The organism is Actinomadura harenae (genome assembly GCF_003696215.1).
Taxonomy (GTDB): domain Bacteria; phylum Actinomycetota; class Actinomycetes; order Streptosporangiales; family Streptosporangiaceae; genus Spirillospora; species Spirillospora harenae.
In genome coordinates this window covers 1-19,790 of record NZ_RFFG01000025.1, presented here as the reverse complement: position 1 = coordinate 19,790, position 19,790 = coordinate 1, and the positions used below count along the sequence as shown (strand labels likewise).

Here is a 19,790-nt window from a genome sequence, read left to right as displayed (position 1 = left end):
TCGCGGGCGCTCAGACGAAGGGACGGCCGGTGCGCATGCGGCGGCGGAAGTCCCACAGGTAGGCGTTGTACGGGAACTCGCGCATCGGCTTCGGCATCGTCCGGTTGGCGAACGCGAGCGCGCGGACGGCCGCGTCGAAGGCCCGCTGCTCCCGGGGCGTCCAGGAGAAGCCCAGCTCCTCGCGGAACTCCGGGGGCAGGAACCCGACGGTGAGCAGGCGGTTCGCCGGACCGACGACCCGGCGGACGGACCTCGGCAGGAACCCGGCCTTGGCGATCCCGCGCAGGTAGGCGCGGGTCTCGGGGGTGCTGGCGATCTTGGTGAGGCCGTCCCGCCAGTACTCCTCGAACGCCGCGCGGTCCTCGGGCCACATGTCGTCCGGCACCTGGAGCGTCGTCGCGAACCGGCGTCCGTGCCGGTAGAACTCGTCGAGGACGGCCCCGGACGGCTCGCCGTAGAAGCGGCGGTAGACGTCCTCCATGCCCCAGTAGATGCAGGCGGCGACCCACAGCTGGAGCTCGCGGTCGAACGCGTTGTACCGGACGTCCGCGCCGGGCGCGCTGCGCACCTGGCGGTGCTGCCGGTTGATCTCCTCGCGCATCCAGGCGCGCTCCGCGGAGCTGCCGAGCATCGCGACGATGAGGTAGGTGAGCGTGGTGCGGGCGCGCTTGACCGGGTGCCGGTCGACGCGTCCGGACTCGACGGTGGACTCCACGACGCCGAGCCCGACCGGAAGCCGGGACAGCTGCATGATCACGTTCGCGCCGCCCGCCACCAGGGACGGCCCGCTGACCAGGCCGCGGACGACCGGCGGGATCGCTTCGGCGGCGTCCGGTCCGTCCTGCGGGGCGGGCCCGTCCTGCGGGGCGGGGTCGGCGGGCGGCGGGAGGGCGGCGGCCTGGGTCACGGGAGCCTCACTTCGCACGGCACCGTCCGGACGGCGCCCGTCGCACGGATCGGCGGACGCGCCCACACTGCCTCAAGTAAGGACTTACTTGCAACCCTCGGGGCTCACGCCGGGAACCCGGCGCGCGCCCCTCTCCCACGTCGGCGGCCTACCAGGGACCGTAGGGGCCCATGTTGGAGCGGCCGCCGCCACGCCCCTTGAACTGCTTGACCGCCGGGCGGACGTCGGCGAGGTAGACGGCGGCGGCGATGAACGCGGCCACCGGGAGGATCCCGAAGAGGACCGCCACCGGCGAGGAGCCCTGGAGCGGCAGGACGGCCGCCGCGAGCCCCACCACCGCCGCGACGATCAGGATGATCATCCAGAGCTTCTTGCTCTGCTTGCTCGCCGCGGCGTAGGCGTTCGGCGGCACGGTCAGCGCGTCGATCAGCGCCCACGCCTCCATCACGAACGCGATGATCAGCAAGATCCAGAAGAAGTAGTCGAGCACACCGAAGCCGGTCACCGACGATCGACGCTCCTGTCCGTCCCGGGCGGCGCCGGGGCCGGCGCCGCGTGTTCGGCGAGTGGAACTCCCACCCTATGCGGCCTGTCCAGCCGGTACTCCGAACGACGACGGGGCCCGCCCGGGTGTTCCCGGACGGGCCCCGTCCCGGCCGCTCCGCGCGGCGCGGAGCCGGACGCCGGCGATCAGGAGTCGGACTTGCGCGCGCGGTTGGTCTTGGCCGTCTTGGCCGCCTTGACCGCCTTGGGCTCGGCCGCGGGCGTGTCAGCGGCAGTGACCTCGGACGCCGTGACCTCGGGCGCCGCGCCGTGCACGACCTTCTTGCCGCGCTCGGCCAGCTCGTCCACGAACCCGACGGCGCGGGTGCCGACGTGCGTCACGTACGCGACGGCCGCGCCCGGAAGGTCCTTGACCTCGACCTTCTCCTGGATCTTCCCGACGTTCCCGCGGGCCTCGCCGCGGTACCGGTCGACGTTCTCGCGGACCTGGCCGCGGTACCTCACGACGGCCTCGCGGACCTGGCCCCGGTACCTCCCGAGGTTCTCGCGCATCTCGTCGCCGTACTTGTCCAGGTTCTCGCGGACCTCGCCGCGGTACTTCCCGAGGTTCTCGCGAACCTCGCCCTGGACCTTGGCGGCCGTCTCGCGCGCCTTCCCGACCTGCTCGGGGGCCTCGCGGAGCTTCTCGACCGCGAGGTCACCGGCGCCGGCGACGGTGTGGACGACCTTGTTGTCGCGGAGGGTGTCGGCAAGCGTCATCAGACCTGTTTCCCTTCCTTCGCTGCGTGTGCCTGCTCGCCGTCCGCCGCGGCCGCGCCCGCTGGGGCGCCCCCGGGGACGACTCCGGCTGCTTCGTTCTCCCTCCGGAACGCGTCGTAGATGTCGAGCAACACCTGCTTCTGGCGTTCCGTGAGGATGAGGTCGGCCCGGACCGCGGCCTGCACGTCGCTCTCGGCCTCGCGGGCCTCGAGGATGCCCGCCTGGACGTACAGCGCCTCGGCGGAGATCCGCAGACCCTTCGCGATCTGCTGGAGGATCTCCGCGCTCGGCTTGCGCAGGCCGCGTTCGACCTGGCTCAGGTACGGGTTCGAGATGCCCGAGACGTCCGCGAGCTGACGCAGCGAGATCTTCGCCCGCGTGCGCTGCTCCCGGATGTACTCCCCGAGGGAGCCGACCTTCGAACCTGCCATGTCTCCACCCTCCGTCACGGTGCTTGCAATTGCAAGCGGCTTGCTAGCACTTTGCCGGTGAGACTGCTCACAACCGTCATGACCTGCGTCGACATCGCTCAATCCCGGCTCCCGGGCAACGCCGCGAGGGCCATCTCGACCGCCGGGCGGAGGTCGGCGGCGGTCGCGCCGTCCCCCGCGCGCTGCGACAGGCCCTGGAGGACGGTGGCGAAGAGCTGGGCCATCGCCCGGGGGTCGGTGCCGTCCGGCAGCTCACCCCGGCCGACCGCCTCGCGCACCCGCTCGGCGAAGCCGTCCACGTTGGCGTTGCGGATGTCCCGCAGGTACGTCTCGATCTCGGCGTCGCGCGGCGCGACGTTCGTCGCCGCCCGGATGATCAGGCAGCCCGCCGGGTGGGACGGGTCGGTGTAGATGTCGACGGCGTCCCGCAGGGCGCGGGCGAACGCGCGGGCGACGGTGGGCTCCTCGGCGAGCGCCCGGCCCGCGAAGCCCGCCGTCTCCGTCCGCTGGTACTCCTCGACGACCTCCCTGAACAGGGCCTTCTTGTCGCCGAACGCGGCGTAGAGGCTGGCGGGGCGGATGCCCATGGCCTCGGTCAGGTCGCCGATGGACGTCGCCTCGTAGCCGCGCTCCCAGAACAGCCGGGTGGCGGACGCGAGGGCGGCGTCGCGGTCGAAGGCCCGGGGACGGCCCCGTCGGTTCTCGGTCATGGCCCAATTCTAGATCGAACGCTCAAGAATCTGTGCTAGGTTCTTTCTTGAGCGATCATTCAATAAATGAGAGGCGGTCGCACGACCATGGGCACTGGACGTCTGAACGGGAAGTTCGCGCTGGTCACCGGGGGCAGCAGGGGCATCGGGCGGGCCGTCGCGCAGCGCCTCGCGGAGGACGGCGCGACCGTCGTCCTCACCTACGCGCGGGACGCGGAGTCGGCGGCCGACGCGGTCGCGCGGATCGAGAAGGACGGCGGCACGGCCATCGCGATCCAGGCCGAGGTCGGCGCGCACGGCGACGCCGAGCGCCTCTGGGCCGCCTACGACGCGGCCACCGGCGGGGCGCGCGTCGACGTCATCGTCAACAACGCGGGCATCGGCCGCAGCGCGGACCTGGAGAACCTCACCGAGGACGGCTTCGACGAGGTGTTCGCGGTGAACGTCCGGGCGCCGTTCTTCATCGTCCAGCAGGCGCTGCCGCGGCTGAACGACGGCGGGCGGATCGTCAACGTGTCCAGCGGCGTGTCCCGGATCGCGATGCCCGAGATCATGGCCTACGGCGCGTCGAAGGCGGCGCTGGACAACTTCACGATGAACCTGGCCGTCCAGCTCGGGCCGCGCGGGATCACGGTCAACTCCGTCCGGCCCGGGATCATCGACACCGACGTGAACGCGGCCTGGCTGCGCGGGAACCAGGCGGCCTGGGACGCGTCCGCGGCCATGGCGGCCCTCGGACGCGTCGGGGAGCCCGAGGACGTCGCGGACATCGTCGCGTTCCTCGCGTCCGACGACTCCCGCTGGGTGACCGGCAGTGTCCTCGACGCGACCGGCGGATCGAAGCTCTGACCGGCCGATCGCCCCTGCCACCTTGCCCCGGCCCTGCCCCCGGCCCCGGCCTCGGCCCCGGACGCGCGAACGCCCGGCGGGAGCGATCCCGTCGGGCGTTCGAGGCGGTGGAACCGAACGGTCAGGAGACGGCGCTGGGCGGGGCCGTCCACGTGTTGCAGACGGAGAGGCTCTGCGTCCGGATGCCCCGGACGACCCACCCCGCGTAGTGCTTGCCGGAGCCGTGGTCGCGCTTGTCGGCGGGCTGGCGCTCGTCGCCGCGGCCCTGGACGTCCACGACCAGCGCCGTGTACTGCTCCTGGTCGAGCGGCAGCGAGGTGCGGTTCGCGCCGAGGAACTCGCCCGCGAAGCACTGCGCCTGCAACTCGATGCGGCGGCTCGCCTCGGCGCGGCCGAGCGGGTCGCTCTGGTCCATGAGGCGGTCGCCGTAGAGCAGGATGCCCGCCCGGTCCTGGACGTGGTGGCCGTACTCGTGCGCGATGACCCGCGCGAACACCGCGAAGTGCGCCACCGACTCCCCGCCGGACGTCTCGATGACGTGCTTGAGGCCGACGTACATCGTGTTGTTCGCCGGGCAGTAGAACGCCGACGAGCCCGGGGCCGGGTACTGGCCGCACGGGCTGCTGCCCGGCGACAGCCAGAACACCCGGTTGGGCGGCGCGAACGACATGCCGATCTTGCCGAACTGCGCCTTCCAGGTGGAGTCCAGGCAGTCGCTCAGGTCGTTCATGAACCGGCGCATCGAGTCGGACGTCTGGTCCAGCGCGGGCAGGTGGCAGCTCACCGAGTTCAGCGCGCCGCTCGTGTAGAGCTTGCTGTTCGTCGCGGTCGAGCGGGTCACGTTCTGCGGCGCGCCGCTCCCGGAGCCCCGGCCGGATGCGGTCACGCCGCTCCCGCCCGTGTCCACGGTCGTGCGGTGGGACGACATCGCCGACAGCACGACGATCAGGACGACGCCGAGCGCGGCGAACCCGCCGATGACCCCCGCGATCGTCCCGCCCGCGCTGCGGCGCGGCGGACGGCGCGGCGCCATGTACCGGTACGCGACCGGCCCGCCCTGCGGGTACGGCTGCGGCGTTCCCCGGTACGGCGGAGGCGGCCCCTGCGGAGGCGGCCCCTGCGGCGGCCCCATCGGAGGCGGTCCCTGCGGGCGCGGTCCCTGCGGCGGCGGTCCCTGCGGAGGCGGCGCACCGTACGGCGGACGGGGCGGCGCGCCGTACGGCTGCGCGGGCTGCGCGCCGTGCGGAGACCCGCCGTAGGGCGGCCGCTGCTGCGGCGGACCGTACGGCGGTTGCCCCGGCCGTCCGGCCGGAGGGGGGTAGTGACCAGCCATAGGGCAGAACTATACGGGCGGGCCCGCTACCATTTGCCGCCATGTTGGGTCGCCTGCGGCCATTGGTCGCCTCCCTGCCGCTCGCCGCCGTTCTGTCCGCCGGTCTCGCGCTTCCCGCGCAGGCCGCGCAGGGCGTGAACGGCCTGCGGGTGTCGGACCGCGTCGTCAAGGACGAGGCGGCGATCACCCTCGGCAAGGGCGGCGTCGCGCACGTCCGCGAGACGATCGTCTACCAGTTCACCAGCGCCGGTTTCGAGCGGACCTTCACCACCCGGACGCACTCCAGCGTCACGCGGGACCGGGTCTGGAAGATCGAGAACCTCAAGGCGTCCAGCCCGGACGGCGGGCCCGCGAAGGCCGCGGTCTCCTCGTCCGGGACGACCACGGAGGTGAAGCTGACCGGCGGTGCGGCGTCCGGGCAGCACACCGTCGTCCTCGAGTACGACGTGCGCGGCGCGGTCAACCCGATGCGGGGCGCCGAGGAGTTCCGCTGGACGGCGATCGGCGGCTGGAAGGTCCCCGTCGCCCAGGCGCACGCCACGGTCGACACGCCCGCCATGGTCCAGAACGTCAACTGCTTCGCGGGCGCCCTCGACAGCACGATCGGGTGCACGCAGTTCTACACGAACCACACGCACACGCAGGGCGTGTTCAGCCAGAGCCAGATGCTGCCGGACGACAACCTCACCGTCGTCGTCGGGCTCCCCGCCGGGGTCACCGGCGGGAAGGCGATCTTCGAGCGGAGGCACACCGCCGCGACCGCGTTCTCGGTCAACGGCGTCACCGCGTCCGCGCTGGGCGCGCTGCTCCTGCTGCTGGTCGGCGGCGTCGTCGGCCTCTACATGCTGCGCGGGCGGGACGCCCGGGTGGTCGGCAAGCGGGCCGCGGAGGGCGACCACGGGCACGTCACCGGCGAGGAGTTCGAGCCCCCGAACGGCGTCCGCCCCGGCCAGGTCGGCACGCTGATCGACGAGCAGGCGGACGTGATCGACGTGACCGCCACCATCGTCGACCTCGCCGTCCGCGGGCACCTGCTGATCGAGGAGGACGACCGCGGCACCACCGGCCGGCTCGACTGGACGCTGCGCCGCCTCCAGCGTCCCGGCGGCGACGCCGACCTGCTGCGGTACGAGCGGATCCTGCTCGGCGCGCTGTTCGACGGCCGGGAGGCGGTCAAGCTGTCCGCGCTCGGCGGGACTTTCGCGACGCAGCTCCAGCGCGTCCGGTCGGCGATGTACGACGACGTGGTGGAGCAGGGCTGGTTCGCGCGGCGCCCCGACACCGTCCGGTCCCGCTGGACGATCGCGGGCATGGGGGTGACCGGGCTCGGGATCATCGCCACCGTCGTCCTCGCCGTCACCACGGACCTGGCACTGGTCGGCCTGGGGGCGATCGTCGCGGGCGCGGCGCTCGCCTACGGCGGCCAGTACATGCCCGCCAAGACCGCGCGCGGGTCGACCGTCCTGGCGCACACCATCGGGTTCCGGGCGTTCCTGGAGCGGGGCGTCCTGCCGGACGAGGGCATGCCGTCCCAGCAGCGCATCGCCCTGTTCTCCCGGTTCCTGCCGTACGCGGTCGTCTTCGACGTCGTGGACCGGTGGGCCCGCACCGTGGAGGACGCGGGCGTCCGCGCGGAGGGCGCCGACAACCTCTACTGGTACGAGGGTCCGGCCGAGTGGGACCTGTCCCGGTTCGCCGAGTCGATGCGCACCTTCACGCTCGCGACGTCCGGGTCGATCTCGCAGTCGCGCGGCATGTAGGCGCCCCTCGCCCTGTGAGCGGCACGCCGTGTGAGCGGCACGCCGTGTGAGCGGCACGGCGTGATCATCGACGCCCCGTCCGCCGGAATTCTCCGGAGGGCGGGGCGTTGTGCTTCTCTGGGACATCCACCCCGGCAAAACCCCTTTTGCCGGTTTTGGTAAGATGTCTGACATCTAACCAATGGAGGTGGCATGTCCCTCAGCCCGGTCCCCACCGGCTCCACCGTGGACGCCGTGCTCGACCAGTTGCAGTCGGAGATCACCGGCGGCGGCTGGGAGGTCGGCGAGCGGCTGCCCGGCGAGCACCGGCTGGCGGGCGAGCTGGGGGTGAGCCGCCCGGCCGTCCGGGAGGCGATCCGCGCCCTCACCCACATCGGCGTCCTCGAGGTCCGCCGGGGCGACGGGACGTACGTGCGCAGCCGCGTCGACCCCCGGCCCATGCTCGCGGGCGTGGCGCGCTCGACCCTGATCGACGTGTTCGAGGTCCAGCTCGCCTACGACGTCCAGGCCGCCCGGCTCGCCTCCCGCCGCCGCACCGACGCCGACCTGGCCCGGCTCGAAGATCTGCTCGCGGCACGCGGCGAGGCCGCCGACGACCGCGGGTTCGGCGAGGCCGACGCCCGCTTCCACCTCGGCGTCGTCGAGGCCGGGAAGAACCCCCTGCTGGTCGAGGCGTACCGGTACTTCACCGGACGGCTCGGCGAGGCGATGGCCGCGCTCCGCGCCGACGTCGACCTCGCCGAGGCCAGCCAGGACGCGCACCGCGCCGTCCTGGACGCCGTCGCCGCCCGCGACCCCGAGGCGGCCGAACGGGCCGTCCGCGCGGTCATCGAGCCCACCCTGACCACGCTGGACACCCTGGTCACCCCCGACACCCCTGAGGAGACCCCATGACGGTCCGTGAGGAATCCGGGACCGCCCCCACGCCGATGACCTCTCCCTCCAGCCCCTCGGGCACGCCCGGGGCGCGCGACCGGGCCGGAGCGGCCGCCGGGCTGCTGCTGATCATCCTGGTGGCGGTCAACCTGCGGCCGGCGCTGACCGCCGTGGGCCCGCTCGTCGGGTCCGTCCGCGACGACCTGCACCTGTCCGGGACGGCGGCGGGCGCGCTCACCACGCTGCCGCTGATGTTCCTCGGCTCCTACGGGCTGCTGGCGGCGTTCCTGCGCCGCCCGCCGCGTCCGGAGGCGCTGCTGGTGACGGCCATGGTCGCGCTCACCGCCGCGATCGGGCTGCGGATGATCCCCGTGACGGCGGCCCTGTTCGCCGGGTCGCTGGTCGCCGGAATGGCGATCAGCGTCGGCAACATCGCGGTGCCCGGCATCATCAAGCGCGACCACCCGCACCGGATCACGGCCGTGACCGCGCTCTACACGGTCGCGCTGAGCGGCGGCGCGGCCCTCGGGTCCGGGCTCGCCGTCCCGATCCAGGACGCCACCGGCGGGAACTGGCGGGTGCCGCTGTCGCTGCTGGCCGTCCCGGCCATGCTGGCCGCGCTGGTGTGGCTGCCCCGGCTGCTGAAGGTGCGCCGCACCGCGGCGGCGGCGGGCGCGGCCCCGGCCGCCGGATCGCACCGGGACGTCGCGCGGAAGGTGTGGCGGTCGCCGCTGGCCTGGAAGATCACGCTGTTCTTCGGCCTCCAGTCGTCGCTGGCGTACGTCCTGTTCGCCTGGCTGCCGACCATGCTGACCGACCGGGGCCTGTCGCAGAGCGCCGCCGGGTTCGTCACCGCCGCGTCCAGCCTGATCCAGATCGTCGGGAACATGTGCCTGCCGCTGCTCGCCGCGCGGCTGCGCGACCAGCGTCCGATCGCGCTGCTGGTCGGGCTGTTCACGGCGGCCGGATTCGCCGGGCTGACCTGGGCCCCGCTCGGCGGGATGTGGCTGTTCGTCGTCATCCTCGGGCTCGGCCAGGGCGGCTCCTTCGCGCTCGCCCTGTCCATGATCGGCCTGCGCTCCCCGGACGCCGCGACCGCCGCCCAGCTCTCCGGGATGGTCCAGGGCCTCGGCTACGTGATCTCCGCGTTCGGGCCGCTGCTGATCGGCGCGCTGCACGACGCGACGTCCGGCTGGACGGTCCCGGTGGCGCTGGTGGTCGCGATCGCGCTGACCGAGATCGTGCCGGGCCTCGGCGCGGGCCGGGCCCGCGTCCTCGAATGACCCCCCGGACGAGACGGGAGGCGCGGTCCTGGAACACTCCAGGCCCGCGCCTCCCGCCGTTTCCGGCTCCGTTCCGGCTCAGGTTCCGGTTCCCCGAGGTCAGAACAGGTTCGGCACGGCCCGGATCTCGCCCACGACCGCCTCGCCGCCGTGCAGCCGGACGGTCGCCAGCTCGTCCAGCACCGCCGGGTCGGCGGGCTCGACGCCGAGCGCGCGCAGCAGGGCCACGGTGACCGGCGTCCGGGCCCGCATGGACCCGTCGTCGACCTTGATCGCACCGGCCCGGCCGTCCGTGAACGCGAACGCGTCCACGCCCTCCGCGCCGCACTTGACCAGCAGGCCCGGCACGGCGTCCATCAGGAGGCGCTCCTCGCGCCGGGTCCCGGACGTCCAGGCCGGGAACGCCCGCATCGCGTCGGCGACCTTGCGCTCGGGCGTGCCCGGGTCGGCCGTCACGAGCGCCCGGAAAGCCCGCGCGACACCGGTCGTGGACAGCGCGAACAGCGGCGCGCCGCAGCCGTCCACGCCGACCGCCGCGACCCGCTCGCCCGCCAGGTCCTCGACCGCCTCGCGCGAGGCGGCCTGCAACGGGTGCGCGGGGTCGAGGTAGTCGTCGGTCGACCAGCCGGCGGCCACGCACGTCGCGAGCATCGCGGCGTGCTTGCCGGAGCAGTTCATCCGCAGCCGCGTGCGGCCCTCGCCGCGGCGCGCCACGTCCAGCGCGACCTCCTGGTCGAGCGGCCACTGCTCCGGGCACCGGAGCGCGTCCGCCGTCAGCCCGGCGGACGCCAGGATCCGCTCGGCGCCCTCGACGTGGAAGTCCTCACCGGAATGGCTGCCCGCCGCGATCGCGAGCAGCTCGCCCTCGAGGCCGAGCCCCGAACGGACCATCGCGACCGCCTGCATCGGCTTGTTCGCCGAGCGCGGGAAGATCGGCTCGTCCGGGAACCCGGCGCGGACCGCCGTCGTCCCGTCGGCCGCCAGCCCCACGGCGCTGCCGCGGTGGCGCGACTCCACGAACCCGGAACGTTCCACCTCGACCAGCACAGGCGTGGACACCGTTGTCACAGCAACCCCCACAAGTCAGACACTTACCCCACACTCATACCCGACCGGGCGAAGTGCGCGTCCCCCGGCCCCGGCGCCCGCGCGCCGGCCTCTCGGCCGGCCCGGGCGCCGGATCACCCGAACAGGCCGCCGACCTGGGCGTCAGCCCACCTGGACGGGCCGCCGGGGGTGTGCCGGGGTGCGCCGGGGGTGTGTCAGGGGCGTCCGATCAAGCGGAAGGGGCCTCGGACCCGCGGACGCCCAGGAGGGCGCGCGCCTCGGCGGGGCTCATCGGCGGCCGCTGCGCGATCCGGGCCGCCTCGGCCGCCCGCTCGACGAGCTGGACGTTCGCCGTCACCGGCCGCCCCTTCGCGAGGGTGAGCGTGTCCTCCATGCCGACCCTCAGGTGCCCGCCCGCCGACAGCGCCGCGAACATCACCGGCAGCGACGTCCGGCCGACGCCCGTCGCCGACCAGGTCGCGCCCTCGGGCAGCGCCTCGACCGCCGCGACCAGCGTCCGCGCGTCCCCCGGCATCCCGCCCGGGACGCCCATGACCAGGTCACAGTGGACGTGCCCGCCGAACGGCGCCCCGTACTTGTCCAGCAGCCGGTGCAGCGCCCGGACGTGCCCGAGGTCGAACAGCTCGAACTCCGGGACGACGCCCTGCGCCTGCGTCCGCTGGTACAGCTCCACCATGAACGGCCACGGGTTCATGAACACGTCGTCGCCGAAGTTGACCGTCCCGCAGGTCAGCGAACAGCCGTCCGGCTCGGCGTCCAGCACCCGCAGCCGGTGCTCGTAGGGGTCGGTCACCGCGCCGCCCGTGGACAACTGGACGATCAGCCCCGTGCTCTCCCGCAGCGCCTGGACGGTGTCGCGCAGCCGCGCGAGGTCCAGGGTGGGCCGCGCGTCGTCGTCGCGGATGTGCACGTGGATGACGGCGGCTCCGGCCGCCTCGCATTCCTTGGCCGTCTGTACCAGCTCGTCCAGGGTGACGGGCAGGGCGGGGACGTCGGCCTTCGCCGACTCCGCCCCGGTCGGGGCCACCGTGATGAGCGTCGTTGCTCCCATGCAGGCAGAATGTCGTGTCATGCGTGCGGTAGTCCAGAGGGTGAGCAGGGCGAGCGTGACCGTGGCGGGTCGCGTCGTGGGGGCGATCGACGGGCCGGGCCTGATGGTCCTGGTCGGCGTGACCCATGACGACACGCCCGAGAAGGCGGCCATGCTGGCCGCGAAGCTGTGGGGGCTGCGGATCCTGGAGGACGAGCGGTCCTGCTCCGACCTCGGCGCTCCGCTGCTGGTCGTCAGCCAGTTCACGCTCTACGGCGACGCCCGCAAGGGCCGCCGTCCCACGTGGACCGCCGCCGCGCCTGGCCCCGTCGCCGAACCCCTCGTGGACGCCGTCGTCACCGGGCTCCGCGCCCTCGGCGCCAAGGTCGAGACCGGGATCTTCGGCGCGGACATGCAGGTCGACCTGGTCAACGACGGCCCCATCACCGTCCTGCTCGAGTACTGACGCGGACCGGCCGGATCAGCCGCGGATCCCGTAGATCATCCCGGCGATCGTCACGACCGTCCCGGCCCCCGCGAGGATCAGGAGCGCCTGGTCCGCCTGCGCCAGCCGTGCCCGCACCGCCCGCGAGTGGACCACCACCCCCTCGCCCCGTCCGGACGCGTCCCGGACGGGCGGAGCAGGCGGAGACGTGTCCTGGACGGGGGCCGACAGGGGACGGGCGCCCCGCACCGGACGGCGGAGCCGGGGCCGGACGCCGAGCAGCCGCAGGATCCCCTCGTTCTTGAGCGCCTGGTGGTCCGGACGGCACGCGAAGGGCCTGCCCCGCACCGGTTCCCGGCACGGATAGCCCTGCTCGGTCATGACCCTGCACACCGTCGGGATCAGCAGGAACTCGTACAGGCACCACGCGGCCAGTCCCAGCAGCGCCGGCCGCCACGACCCCGCGTACCAGGCCAGCAGCTCCCCCAGCACGAGCGCGGCCCACCACACCCCGTGCGGTTCCCGCCGGGCCCTCCGCCGTCCCCGCCGCCCGGCGGTCGGCGCGGCAGGCCCGGTCGCCGGCTCCGGACGCGGCGGGACGCCGGGCCCCAACGGCGCCGTCGACCGCGCCGCCGCCCCAGACGGCGGCAGAGGCTCAGGTGGGGGCGGGGATTCGGGAGGGGGCGGGGGTTCGGGAGGGAAGTTCTGGGGGCGAGGGGCGCCCGGGCCGGCCACGTGGCGGTCGCCGGGTTCGGGCAGGGGGCGCGGTGGATCCTCGTGTGCGGCGACGGGGACCACCTCCTCCGGGGGCGGCCGCCCCTCGGACGGCCACCTCTCCCGTGAGAACGATTCTGCCCCTGCGGCCCGGTTTCTACGCGCCCCGCGCCCGTTCGGCTAGGGACGGTCGGCGGCGGTGCGGCGCAGCTCGATCTTGGCGTTCGCGCCGGTGTCCGGCGGGACGACCACCTCCTGCGACGCCGCGACGCCCCCGGCCAGCAGCTCGACGTCCACCGGGGCGTTGCGCTTGACCAGGGCGAGCGCGATCGGGCCCAGCTCGTGGTGGCGCGCCGCCGTCCCGACGAAACCGATCTGCCGTCCGCCGGGGATCTCGACCGGGTCGCCGTGCGCGGGCAGCCGGTCGACGCTGCCGTCCAGGTGCAGGAAGACCAGGCGGCGCGGCGGACGGCCCAGGTTCTCGACCCGCGCGACCGTCTCCTGGCCTCGGTAGCAGCCCTTCGCCAGGTGGACGGCCGTCCCGATCACGCCGATCTCGTGCGGGATCGTCCGGTGGTCGGTGTCGAGGCCGAACCGGGCGACGTGCGCGGCGATCCGCAGCGCCTCGTAGGCCCAGAGGCCCGCCGGGGGCAGGTCGCCCGCCGCGAGCGCGTCGAGCTCGGCGCGCGGGACGATCCGGGTGGTCAGGCCCGCGACGTCCGGGAAGGACGGCACGCCGTCCGCCGGGCCGTCGCCGGACGGGCCGGTGATCACGGCGTACCGGTCGGAGACGTCCTCGACCTCGACGCGGAGGAAGAACCGCATGCGGTCGAGGAAGTCGGCGAGCGCGGGCGCGGTGCCGGGCTCGACGTGGATCCAGACGGTCTCGCCGTCGTCCACGAGGTGCAGGTGGTGCTCGATGTGACCGTTGATCGTCAGCAGCAGCGCCTGGGTGGCGACGCCGGGCGCGAGCGCCTCCAGGTGCTGGCTGAGCAGGCTGTGCAGCCAGGACAGCCGGTCCGGCCCGGTGACCCGCAGGACGCCGCGGTCGCTCCGGTCGGCGAACGCCCTGCCCGCCTCGAGCAGTCGTTGTTCGCGGACCGGGTCCCCGTAGTGCGCGGCGATCTCCTGGTCGGGGGCGTCGGCGGCGACGGCCCCGTGCACCTTCAGCAGCGGGCTCTCCATGCAGCCCAGACTATGCGCCGCGCCGCCCCTTGAACCCGGCCGGGCGGGCGCGAGTGATCAACGTTGCGATGATCGGGCGCGCTCGGGCAGGACGCTGCCGGGCGCGCGTGATCAGCCGGGGTCAGCGGGCGCGGCAGTCGGCGCAGCGGCCGTAGACGGTGAGGTGCTGGACGTCGGTCTCGAAGCCGTGGTCGCGGTCGAGTCCGGCGGCGAGGCCCGCCGCGGCGTCCAGGGGCACGTCGTTGACCCGGCCGCAGTCGCGGCAGACCAGGTGGATGTGCTCGGCCTCGGCGGCCAGATGGTAGTTCGGCGGGCCGTGGCCGAGGTGGGCGTGCTTGACCAGGCCCAGCTCCTCCAGCAGCTCCAGCGTCCGGTAGACGGTGGAGATGTTGACGCCGCCGGCCGTCCGCTGCACCTCGGTGCAGATCTCCTCGGGGGTGCCGTGCTCGAGCTTGGTGACGGCCTCCAGCACGAGCTGCCGCTGCGGGGTGACCCGGTAACCCTTCGCCCGCAGCTCCTCCTGCCACGTCTCGGCCATGCCCGCATCCTACTTCTCGGGACGGGTGGACCGTCGCAGGAAACCGTCCGGAAAAAGCGTTTGCCCCTCGGCCGGAGGCTCGCATAGCTTGGCGGCACGCGCGAAAGGAGGTGGTCCAAGAAATGGTTGATTCTGGGACTCGCGAGGTGACTGTCAGCTAGTCGCCGTCCTGCCGCGGCGCCGTCGTGTTCGCACGGCGGTGGCCGATCACCGGACGGTGATCGGCGAATACCAGGCAGTTACCCGGCCCCCGGACCGACGCATCAGTCCTGTGCGTCCCCCGCCACCCGGCGGGGAAGGTCCGGGGGTCGAACCTTTTCGGGACCTTTCGGGGAGCTCCCCAGGTCCCTTTCTCGGCCGCTAGTCGGCCTTCTTGAGCTGTGCCGAGAGGTGCGCCTGGAGCGGCTGGCCCATCGCGGCCATCTCGTAGACCCAGCCGAGGTCGCGGGCGCCGTTCTTCTCCGGCATCAGCCCGTACAGCCGCTTGCCCGCCTTGACCTCCTTGGCGGTGTCGGTGCGGGCGATCACGTCGGTGCCGATCTCGATCTGGTGGAAGGCGATCGTCCCGAGGTAGATCTCGACGATGCCGGTCGGATGCGCCAGCGTCACCTCGACCCGGTTGCCCGGCTGGGGGCGCCAGTAGCCCGTCTCGGTCGCCAGCGGGCGGCCGACGGTGCCGTCCGGCTCGATCAGCCAGCTGCGGCTGGAGTAGATCAGGAACGGCTTGCCGTTGTGGCCGAACGAGATCTCCTGACCGAAGTTGAACGCCTCGATCGTCGGGTAGTCGCCGACCCCGGCGCCCTTCCAGGTGCCCAGGAGGAATTCCAGCGGTTTGAGGTCGTCGTGCAGCTCAGGCTCCATGTCCGGAAGGCTACCGGCTGGACGCCGTCCGGCCCGCCACTAACACCACCGCCGACACGGCCGCGAATGCCGCCGCCGTGGCACGCGCGCGGGGTGTCCCGGGCCCGTGCGGGCGGGGTCAGCGGAGGCGGAAGAGGCGCACGACGAGGAGCAGCGCGGCGACCGCCAGTCCCGCGCAGGCCAGGACGAGCACGCCCGCGTTCACCAGTCCGCCCATGACGCCCCACCCTAACCACCGGGGACGTCCCCGGCCGGGAGGCCGCGCCCGGCTACAGTGCCCGGTATGGCGCGTTCTTTGGTGATCAAGGCGACGGCGGGCGCGGACGGCCCGGAGCGGGTGAACCAGGCGTTCACGGTCGCGGCGGCGGCCGTCGCGAGCGGCCTTCCCGTCTCGTTGTGGCTGACCGGCGAGTCCGCCTGGTACGCCCTGCCCGGACGGGCCGCGGAGCTGAACCTGCCGCTCGCCACTCCGCTGGACGAGCTGCTCCAGGTCGTCCTCGCGGGGGGCCAGGTGACGCTGTGCACGCAGTGCGCCGGACGCCGCGACATCGGCCCGGACGACGTGATCCCCGGCATCCGCATCGCGGGCGCCCCGACGTTCGTCGAGGAGATCACCCAGGACGGCGTCCAGGCCCTCGTCTACTGATGCGGTTCAGGCGCCGAGGCCGGACAGGTCGCGGTGGACGACGCTGTTGCGGTAGGTGATCCGGTCGCCGAACGACAGGCGCGGCCACATGCCCGACAGTTCCTGCCTGCTGCGTTCGCTCCACTCGCGGGCGAGCGGCGCGCGCGTCTTGTAGAAGTTCAGCGCGTATCCGCCGGAATGGACGCGCAGCAGCGTGAACCCGCCGGGGTACTCCTTCACGGCCGCGACCTCCTGCTGGACGACCCGGGGCGCGAGCGGGAACACCGAGCGCCGGTTCCGGTGGGTGTGGCCCGCGTGGTGCAGGAGGACGCCGGGCGTGCGGTCGTAGGCGGCGAGGATCCGCAGCGACTGGCCCGCGTCGAGCGAGTGCGTCCCGGTGACGGCCAGGGGGTCGTTCTCGGTGAAGAGCGGGTGGTGGCCGAACACGAGCGTCGGACGGTCCGGGTCGCGTTTCAGCTCGTCCTGGAACCAGGCGAGCTGGTCGCGGCCGAGGCCGCCCGCGTCGCCGCCGTCGCCGGGCTTGTCGTAGGTGTCGAGGCCGATGATCCGCAGGCCGTTCAGCTCGCGGGAGAAGTACGTGGGACGGCCCTGGAAGAACGCGTCGCCGAAGCAGTCGCCGCCTTGCCGGCGTCCGGGGGTGCAGGACGGGTGGCCGTCGTGGGCGCGGTCGTGGTTGCCGCGGGTGACCAGGTAGTCGGTGCCGTAGCCGCCGAAGCGGTCGAGCAGGCCCTTGGCGCGGGCGAGGTCGGCGGGCGCGGCCTCGGCGCTGACGTCCCCGGCGGCGAGCAGGTGCGTCGCGCCGCGCGCCGGCCAGACGACGCCCGGTAGTAATAGGTGCGGCCCGGTTCGAGTCCGCGCAGCTCGACGTGGTGATACGGCGTCCCGGACGGTCCGTGCGCGACCTGGGTCAGCCGGGCGGGATGCGTCCCGTACCGGACCTCGGCGTCGGCGGGGGCGGGCTTCATGCGGCCGAGCCCGTCGTCCGTCCCGGGGAGGCCGGTGTACCAGGTCAGGACGGCGCCGCTCTCGGTCAGCGTGACCAGTTCGAGGTTCACGGGCGCGACGGCGCCGGACGCGGACGCTGACACGGCGCCTTCGGCGGCGGGGACGAGCGTGAACCCGGCCGCGACCGCGCCCAGCCGGAGCAGGTCGCGGCGGCTCACCGCGCAGCAGATCATGGACGCACTGTCGCAGCGCCCCGCGAACCCCACCAGACCCAAACGAAACCGGCCGCCCCCGGGAAGGGGGACGGCCGGTGACGAGGACCGCTTACGCGGGGGACGCGCCGAGGACCGCGTTGAGGCGCTCCTCGCGGAGGCGCCCGGCCCAGGAGTCGTCGATCGGCTGGAGCTCGCGGCCGACGGCCCAGGTCAGCAGCAGGTCGGCGAGCGCCGGGTTCCGGACGAGCGCCGGGCCGTGCATGTAGGTGCCGAGGACGTGCCCCTGGTAGGCGCCCTCGAAGCCCTGCCCGTCGCCGTTGCCGATGCCCGAGACGACCCGGCCGAACGGCCGCGCGTTCGGGCCGAGGCTGGTCGCGCCCTGGTGGTTCTCGAAGCCGGTCACGCGCGGGACGCGCAGCTCGGACGCCACGTCCGAGACGACCTCGCCGACGGCGCGCTGCTGGCCGCGGAACGAGCGGATGTCCATCAGGCCGAGGCCGGGCAGCGGCTGGCCCTCGTCGCCGCCGAACTCGTGGCCGACGATCTGGAAGCCCGCGCAGACCGCGAACACGACCGCGCCGTTCTCCACGGCGCGGGTCAGCCCGCCGTCGGCGCGCAGCCGCTGCGCGGCGAGGATCTGCGGCCGGTCCTCACCACCGCCGAGCAGGTAGATGTGGCCGTCCGGCGGGACCGGCTCGTCCGAGCGCAGGTGGACGGTCTCGGTCGGGATGCCCCGCAGGGCGGCCCGCCGCTCCAGGACGATCGTGTTGCCCTGGTCGCCGTAGGTGGACAGCAGGTCCGGATAGATCCAGACGATCTTCAAACGGTCAGACGACACGGCCGTACCTCGTTCGGATGCTCTGGAAGGCGGTGTAGTTGGCGATCACGTCGACGGGCCCCGGCTGGACGGCGAGGATGGCCTGCTCCACGTCGTCCACCAGGGTGAACGGGACGTCGGCGGCCTCCAGCCGGGCGGCCAGGTCGAGCCGGCGCTCGCCGCCGACCCAGACCGGGCGTCCGCGCAGCAGGCGGAAGTCCACGTCCCAGAGCCAGGAGGTGTCGCGGCCGTCCGGGCCCTGCGCGTTGATCGTCAGGATCAGCGGGGACGGCGCGGGCTTCAGGACGTCGAACGCCTCCAGCCAGCCCGCGGGGTTCTTGGCGAGCAGCAGCCGCAGCGTCCGGCCCTGCGCCTCGACGGTGGTGTACCGGCCCGCGACCGACTTCACCGTCGCCAGCAGCGGCAGCGCCTGCTCCGGCGGGACGCCGAACTGCGCGACCACGGCGAGCGCGACGGCCGCGTTCGACCGGTTCGCGCGGCCCGGCAGCTGGACGGCGTCCAGCGGGTACGCCCGGCCGTGCGGGTCGTAGACGGCGCCGTTGTGCAGCACCCAGTCGGGGCGGGGACGGCGGAAGTGGCACTGCCGGCAGGCCCAGTCGGAGTTCTCCTCGGCCTCCTGCCGGTCGAGGGGCCCTCCGCACTCGGGGCAGCACCAGGAGTCCTCACGCCAGTGCTGGCCCGCCGCGACCCACGTCACCGACTTGGCGGTGGACGCGCCCCAGGTCACCAGGGGGTCGTCGCAGTTGGCGATGACGTGGGTGCCCGGAGCCTCGGACAGGGCCTTGCGCCACTTGCCCGCCAGCAGCCAGATCTCGGCCGCGCGGTCCATCTGGTCGCGGGACAGGTTCATCAGCGCGACCAGGTTGGCGCCGGTCTCCCGCAGCACCATGGGGACGTACTTCTCGTCGCACTCCAGCACGCCGTACCGGGCGGCGGGCGCGGACGCCAGCGCCGAGACATGCCCGGTGGGCATGTTCGCGCCGAACGCGTTGGTGGCGACCTCCCCCAGCGGCGTCATCGCCGAGGTGATCAGCCGGGTCGTCGTCGTCTTGCCGTTGGTGGCCGAGACGAGGACGAGCTTGCGGTCCCGGGACAGCCGGGTGAGCAGCTCCGGGTCGAGCCGGAGGCCGACCTTCCCGCCGATCACCGACCCGTCCCCCTTGCCCGCCATCCGGGACATCTTCGCGGCCGTGCGGCCGAGTGCGACGGCCAGCTGCGAACGCAGCGGAAGATCGCTCATGGACTCCGTCTTCTCTGTTCCGTGTCTCTGGGGCGCTCAGCGACCTTCCCGAGGGTAGTCGGTGCCGGGCGGCGATCGTCGTGGGTGTGATCACGTGCCCGGTCCCGGCGGGAGGACGGGCGGCACGGCCGGGACGGAGAATGCGACGAGCATCACACGGCGACCGCGTAAACCTCGGCGGCGGACCTTGACCGTGGACGACATGTCGTGATTCGGTGCCAGCCCCGGTGACGTTGCGACGGCGGCCGACGGAAGGCCCCGCGGATTCCCGTCACCGCGTACGCGACCGACGGTACGCAGTACCTTTTGTCGAATACCCCGCGGCCGGTGTGGGGAGGTCCGCCCCGTGGAGGGCGTGGGCCGCGAGGCGTGCGAAGCGGCGACAAGCGAGGTCTGAGCGATGCAGTGTCCGACGTGCGGGTCCACCACGGCCGGGACGCTCGACAAGTGCGCGAACTGCGGAACGCCGACTCATGGCGCGGCCGCGCAGAACCCCGGCGGGCCGGGGACGCCTCCGGGAATCGCGGGCGGGGGCTTCGGCGACCAGACGATGGTCGTCCCCGGCCCCGGCGGCCTCGCGGCGGGGCCCGGCGGGCAGGCGCCCGCGGGGCCGGGGGCGGCGCCGTCCGGTTTCGGCGGCGGGCAGCCCGGCA

21 protein-coding genes and 2 pseudogenes are annotated in these 19,790 nt (G+C 73.6%); 7 read left to right on the top strand and 16 right to left on the bottom strand.

Going from position 1 to position 19,790, the window contains the following annotated elements; all coding sequences use genetic code 11:
• Positions 1-10: 10 nt before the first annotated feature.
• From EBO15_RS15995 to EBO15_RS15975, 5 genes are all read right to left on the bottom strand, one after another.
• Entirely contained in the window at positions 11-907 is an 897-nt protein-coding gene (locus EBO15_RS15995) for an oxygenase MpaB family protein (protein ID WP_199744571.1), read from the bottom strand.
• Between the two features lie 148 nt (positions 908-1,055).
• Positions 1,056-1,412, bottom strand: a complete 357-nt coding sequence (locus EBO15_RS15990; protein ID WP_233616227.1) for a DUF2516 family protein — start codon at positions 1,410-1,412, stop codon at positions 1,056-1,058.
• A 185-nt stretch (positions 1,413-1,597) separates the two neighbouring features.
• Positions 1,598-2,170: a hypothetical protein gene (locus EBO15_RS15985; RefSeq protein WP_122195191.1), complete on the bottom strand. Its 573-nt coding sequence runs from the start codon at positions 2,168-2,170 to the stop codon at positions 1,598-1,600.
• Positions 2,170-2,601, bottom strand: a complete 432-nt coding sequence (locus EBO15_RS15980; protein WP_233616226.1) for a helix-turn-helix domain-containing protein — start codon at positions 2,599-2,601, stop codon at positions 2,170-2,172. The genes EBO15_RS15985 and EBO15_RS15980 overlap by 1 nt, the downstream gene beginning before the upstream one ends.
• Before the next feature lie 98 nt (positions 2,602-2,699).
• Positions 2,700-3,311 (bottom strand): TetR/AcrR family transcriptional regulator, encoded by a 612-nt coding sequence (locus EBO15_RS15975; protein WP_122195190.1) that lies wholly within the window; start codon positions 3,309-3,311, stop codon positions 2,700-2,702.
• Positions 3,312-3,398: 87 nt separating this feature from the next.
• On the opposite strand from EBO15_RS15975, the gene EBO15_RS15970 reads away from it, so the two are divergent.
• Entirely contained in the window at positions 3,399-4,160 is a 762-nt protein-coding gene (locus EBO15_RS15970; protein ID WP_122195189.1) for an SDR family NAD(P)-dependent oxidoreductase, read from the top strand.
• Between the two features lie 121 nt (positions 4,161-4,281).
• On the opposite strand, the gene EBO15_RS15965 is transcribed toward EBO15_RS15970, so the two are convergent.
• Positions 4,282-5,493, bottom strand: a complete 1,212-nt coding sequence (locus EBO15_RS15965; protein WP_233616225.1) for a neutral zinc metallopeptidase — start codon at positions 5,491-5,493, stop codon at positions 4,282-4,284.
• 41 nt (positions 5,494-5,534) lie between these two features.
• Here EBO15_RS15965 and EBO15_RS15960 point away from each other — a divergent pair, with 41 nt between their 5' ends.
• From EBO15_RS15960 to EBO15_RS15950, 3 genes are all read left to right on the top strand, one after another.
• Positions 5,535-7,253, top strand: a complete 1,719-nt coding sequence (locus EBO15_RS15960) for a DUF2207 domain-containing protein (RefSeq protein WP_122195188.1) — start codon at positions 5,535-5,537, stop codon at positions 7,251-7,253.
• Positions 7,254-7,445: 192 nt separating this feature from the next.
• Positions 7,446-8,147, top strand: coding sequence for a FadR/GntR family transcriptional regulator (locus tag EBO15_RS15955; protein ID WP_199744570.1), 702 nt, complete (start codon positions 7,446-7,448; stop codon positions 8,145-8,147).
• On the top strand, positions 8,144-9,412 hold the full coding sequence (locus tag EBO15_RS15950) for a CynX/NimT family MFS transporter (RefSeq protein WP_233616224.1): 1,269 nt from the start codon (positions 8,144-8,146) through the stop codon (positions 9,410-9,412). Before EBO15_RS15955 ends, EBO15_RS15950 begins: the two co-directional genes overlap by 4 nt.
• A 99-nt stretch (positions 9,413-9,511) precedes the next feature.
• Here the strand turns inward: EBO15_RS15950 and EBO15_RS15945 are convergent, their stop codons facing one another.
• Together EBO15_RS15945 and EBO15_RS15940 are read right to left on the bottom strand one after the other, a co-directional pair.
• The gene (locus tag EBO15_RS15945) at positions 9,512-10,471 is read right to left on the bottom strand and encodes an asparaginase (protein WP_199744569.1); all 960 of its coding nucleotides are present in this window, start codon (positions 10,469-10,471) and stop codon (positions 9,512-9,514) included.
• Positions 10,472-10,688: 217 nt separating this feature from the next.
• Complete coding sequence (locus EBO15_RS15940) at positions 10,689-11,531, bottom strand: BKACE family enzyme (protein WP_122195186.1); 843 nt, start codon at positions 11,529-11,531, stop codon at positions 10,689-10,691.
• Positions 11,532-11,550: 19 nt separating this feature from the next.
• Here EBO15_RS15940 and dtd point away from each other — a divergent pair, with 19 nt between their 5' ends.
• On the top strand, positions 11,551-11,976 hold the full coding sequence (dtd, locus tag EBO15_RS15935) for a D-aminoacyl-tRNA deacylase (protein ID WP_122195185.1): 426 nt from the start codon (positions 11,551-11,553) through the stop codon (positions 11,974-11,976).
• Positions 11,977-11,991: 15 nt separating this feature from the next.
• On the opposite strand, the gene EBO15_RS15930 is transcribed toward dtd, so the two are convergent.
• From EBO15_RS15930 to EBO15_RS15910, 4 genes are all read right to left on the bottom strand, one after another.
• Positions 11,992-12,447, bottom strand: coding sequence for a hypothetical protein (locus EBO15_RS15930; protein WP_199744568.1), 456 nt, complete (start codon positions 12,445-12,447; stop codon positions 11,992-11,994).
• Between the two features lie 402 nt (positions 12,448-12,849).
• Complete coding sequence (gene ygfZ, locus EBO15_RS15920; RefSeq protein ID WP_122195184.1) at positions 12,850-13,854, bottom strand: CAF17-like 4Fe-4S cluster assembly/insertion protein YgfZ; 1,005 nt, start codon at positions 13,852-13,854, stop codon at positions 12,850-12,852.
• Positions 13,855-13,975: 121 nt separating this feature from the next.
• On the bottom strand, positions 13,976-14,392 hold the full coding sequence (locus EBO15_RS15915; RefSeq protein WP_122195183.1) for a Fur family transcriptional regulator: 417 nt from the start codon (positions 14,390-14,392) through the stop codon (positions 13,976-13,978).
• Positions 14,393-14,752: 360 nt separating this feature from the next.
• Complete coding sequence (locus EBO15_RS15910; protein WP_122195182.1) at positions 14,753-15,253, bottom strand: FABP family protein; 501 nt, start codon at positions 15,251-15,253, stop codon at positions 14,753-14,755.
• Between the two features lie 283 nt (positions 15,254-15,536).
• Here EBO15_RS15910 and EBO15_RS15905 point away from each other — a divergent pair, with 283 nt between their 5' ends.
• Positions 15,537-15,899 (top strand): DsrE family protein, encoded by a 363-nt coding sequence (locus EBO15_RS15905; protein ID WP_122195181.1) that lies wholly within the window; start codon positions 15,537-15,539, stop codon positions 15,897-15,899.
• Positions 15,900-15,905: 6 nt separating this feature from the next.
• On the opposite strand, the gene EBO15_RS46050 is transcribed toward EBO15_RS15905, so the two are convergent.
• The 4 genes and pseudogenes from EBO15_RS46050 to EBO15_RS15890 form a co-directional block, all read right to left on the bottom strand.
• Positions 15,906-16,688 carry a metallophosphoesterase family protein gene (locus tag EBO15_RS46050; protein WP_233616235.1) on the bottom strand — a complete coding sequence of 261 codons (783 nt, stop codon included), beginning with the start codon at positions 16,686-16,688 and terminating at the stop codon, positions 15,906-15,908.
• A 26-nt stretch (positions 16,689-16,714) separates the two neighbouring features.
• Positions 16,715-17,077: pseudogene (locus tag EBO15_RS46045) on the bottom strand (fibronectin type III domain-containing protein); the annotation flags it as partial.
• Positions 17,078-17,168: 91 nt separating this feature from the next.
• A complete protein-coding gene (locus tag EBO15_RS15895) occupies positions 17,169-17,897 on the bottom strand; it encodes a type 1 glutamine amidotransferase (RefSeq protein WP_122195180.1) in 729 nt (242 codons plus the stop codon).
• The gene (locus EBO15_RS15890) at positions 17,887-19,137 is read right to left on the bottom strand and encodes a MurT ligase domain-containing protein (protein WP_122195179.1); all 1,251 of its coding nucleotides are present in this window, start codon (positions 19,135-19,137) and stop codon (positions 17,887-17,889) included. The genes EBO15_RS15895 and EBO15_RS15890 overlap by 11 nt, the downstream gene beginning before the upstream one ends.
• Before the next feature lie 400 nt (positions 19,138-19,537).
• On the opposite strand from EBO15_RS15890, the pseudogene EBO15_RS45285 reads away from it, so the two are divergent.
• Positions 19,538-19,790, top strand: a pseudogene (locus EBO15_RS45285) (serine/threonine-protein kinase); the annotation flags it as partial.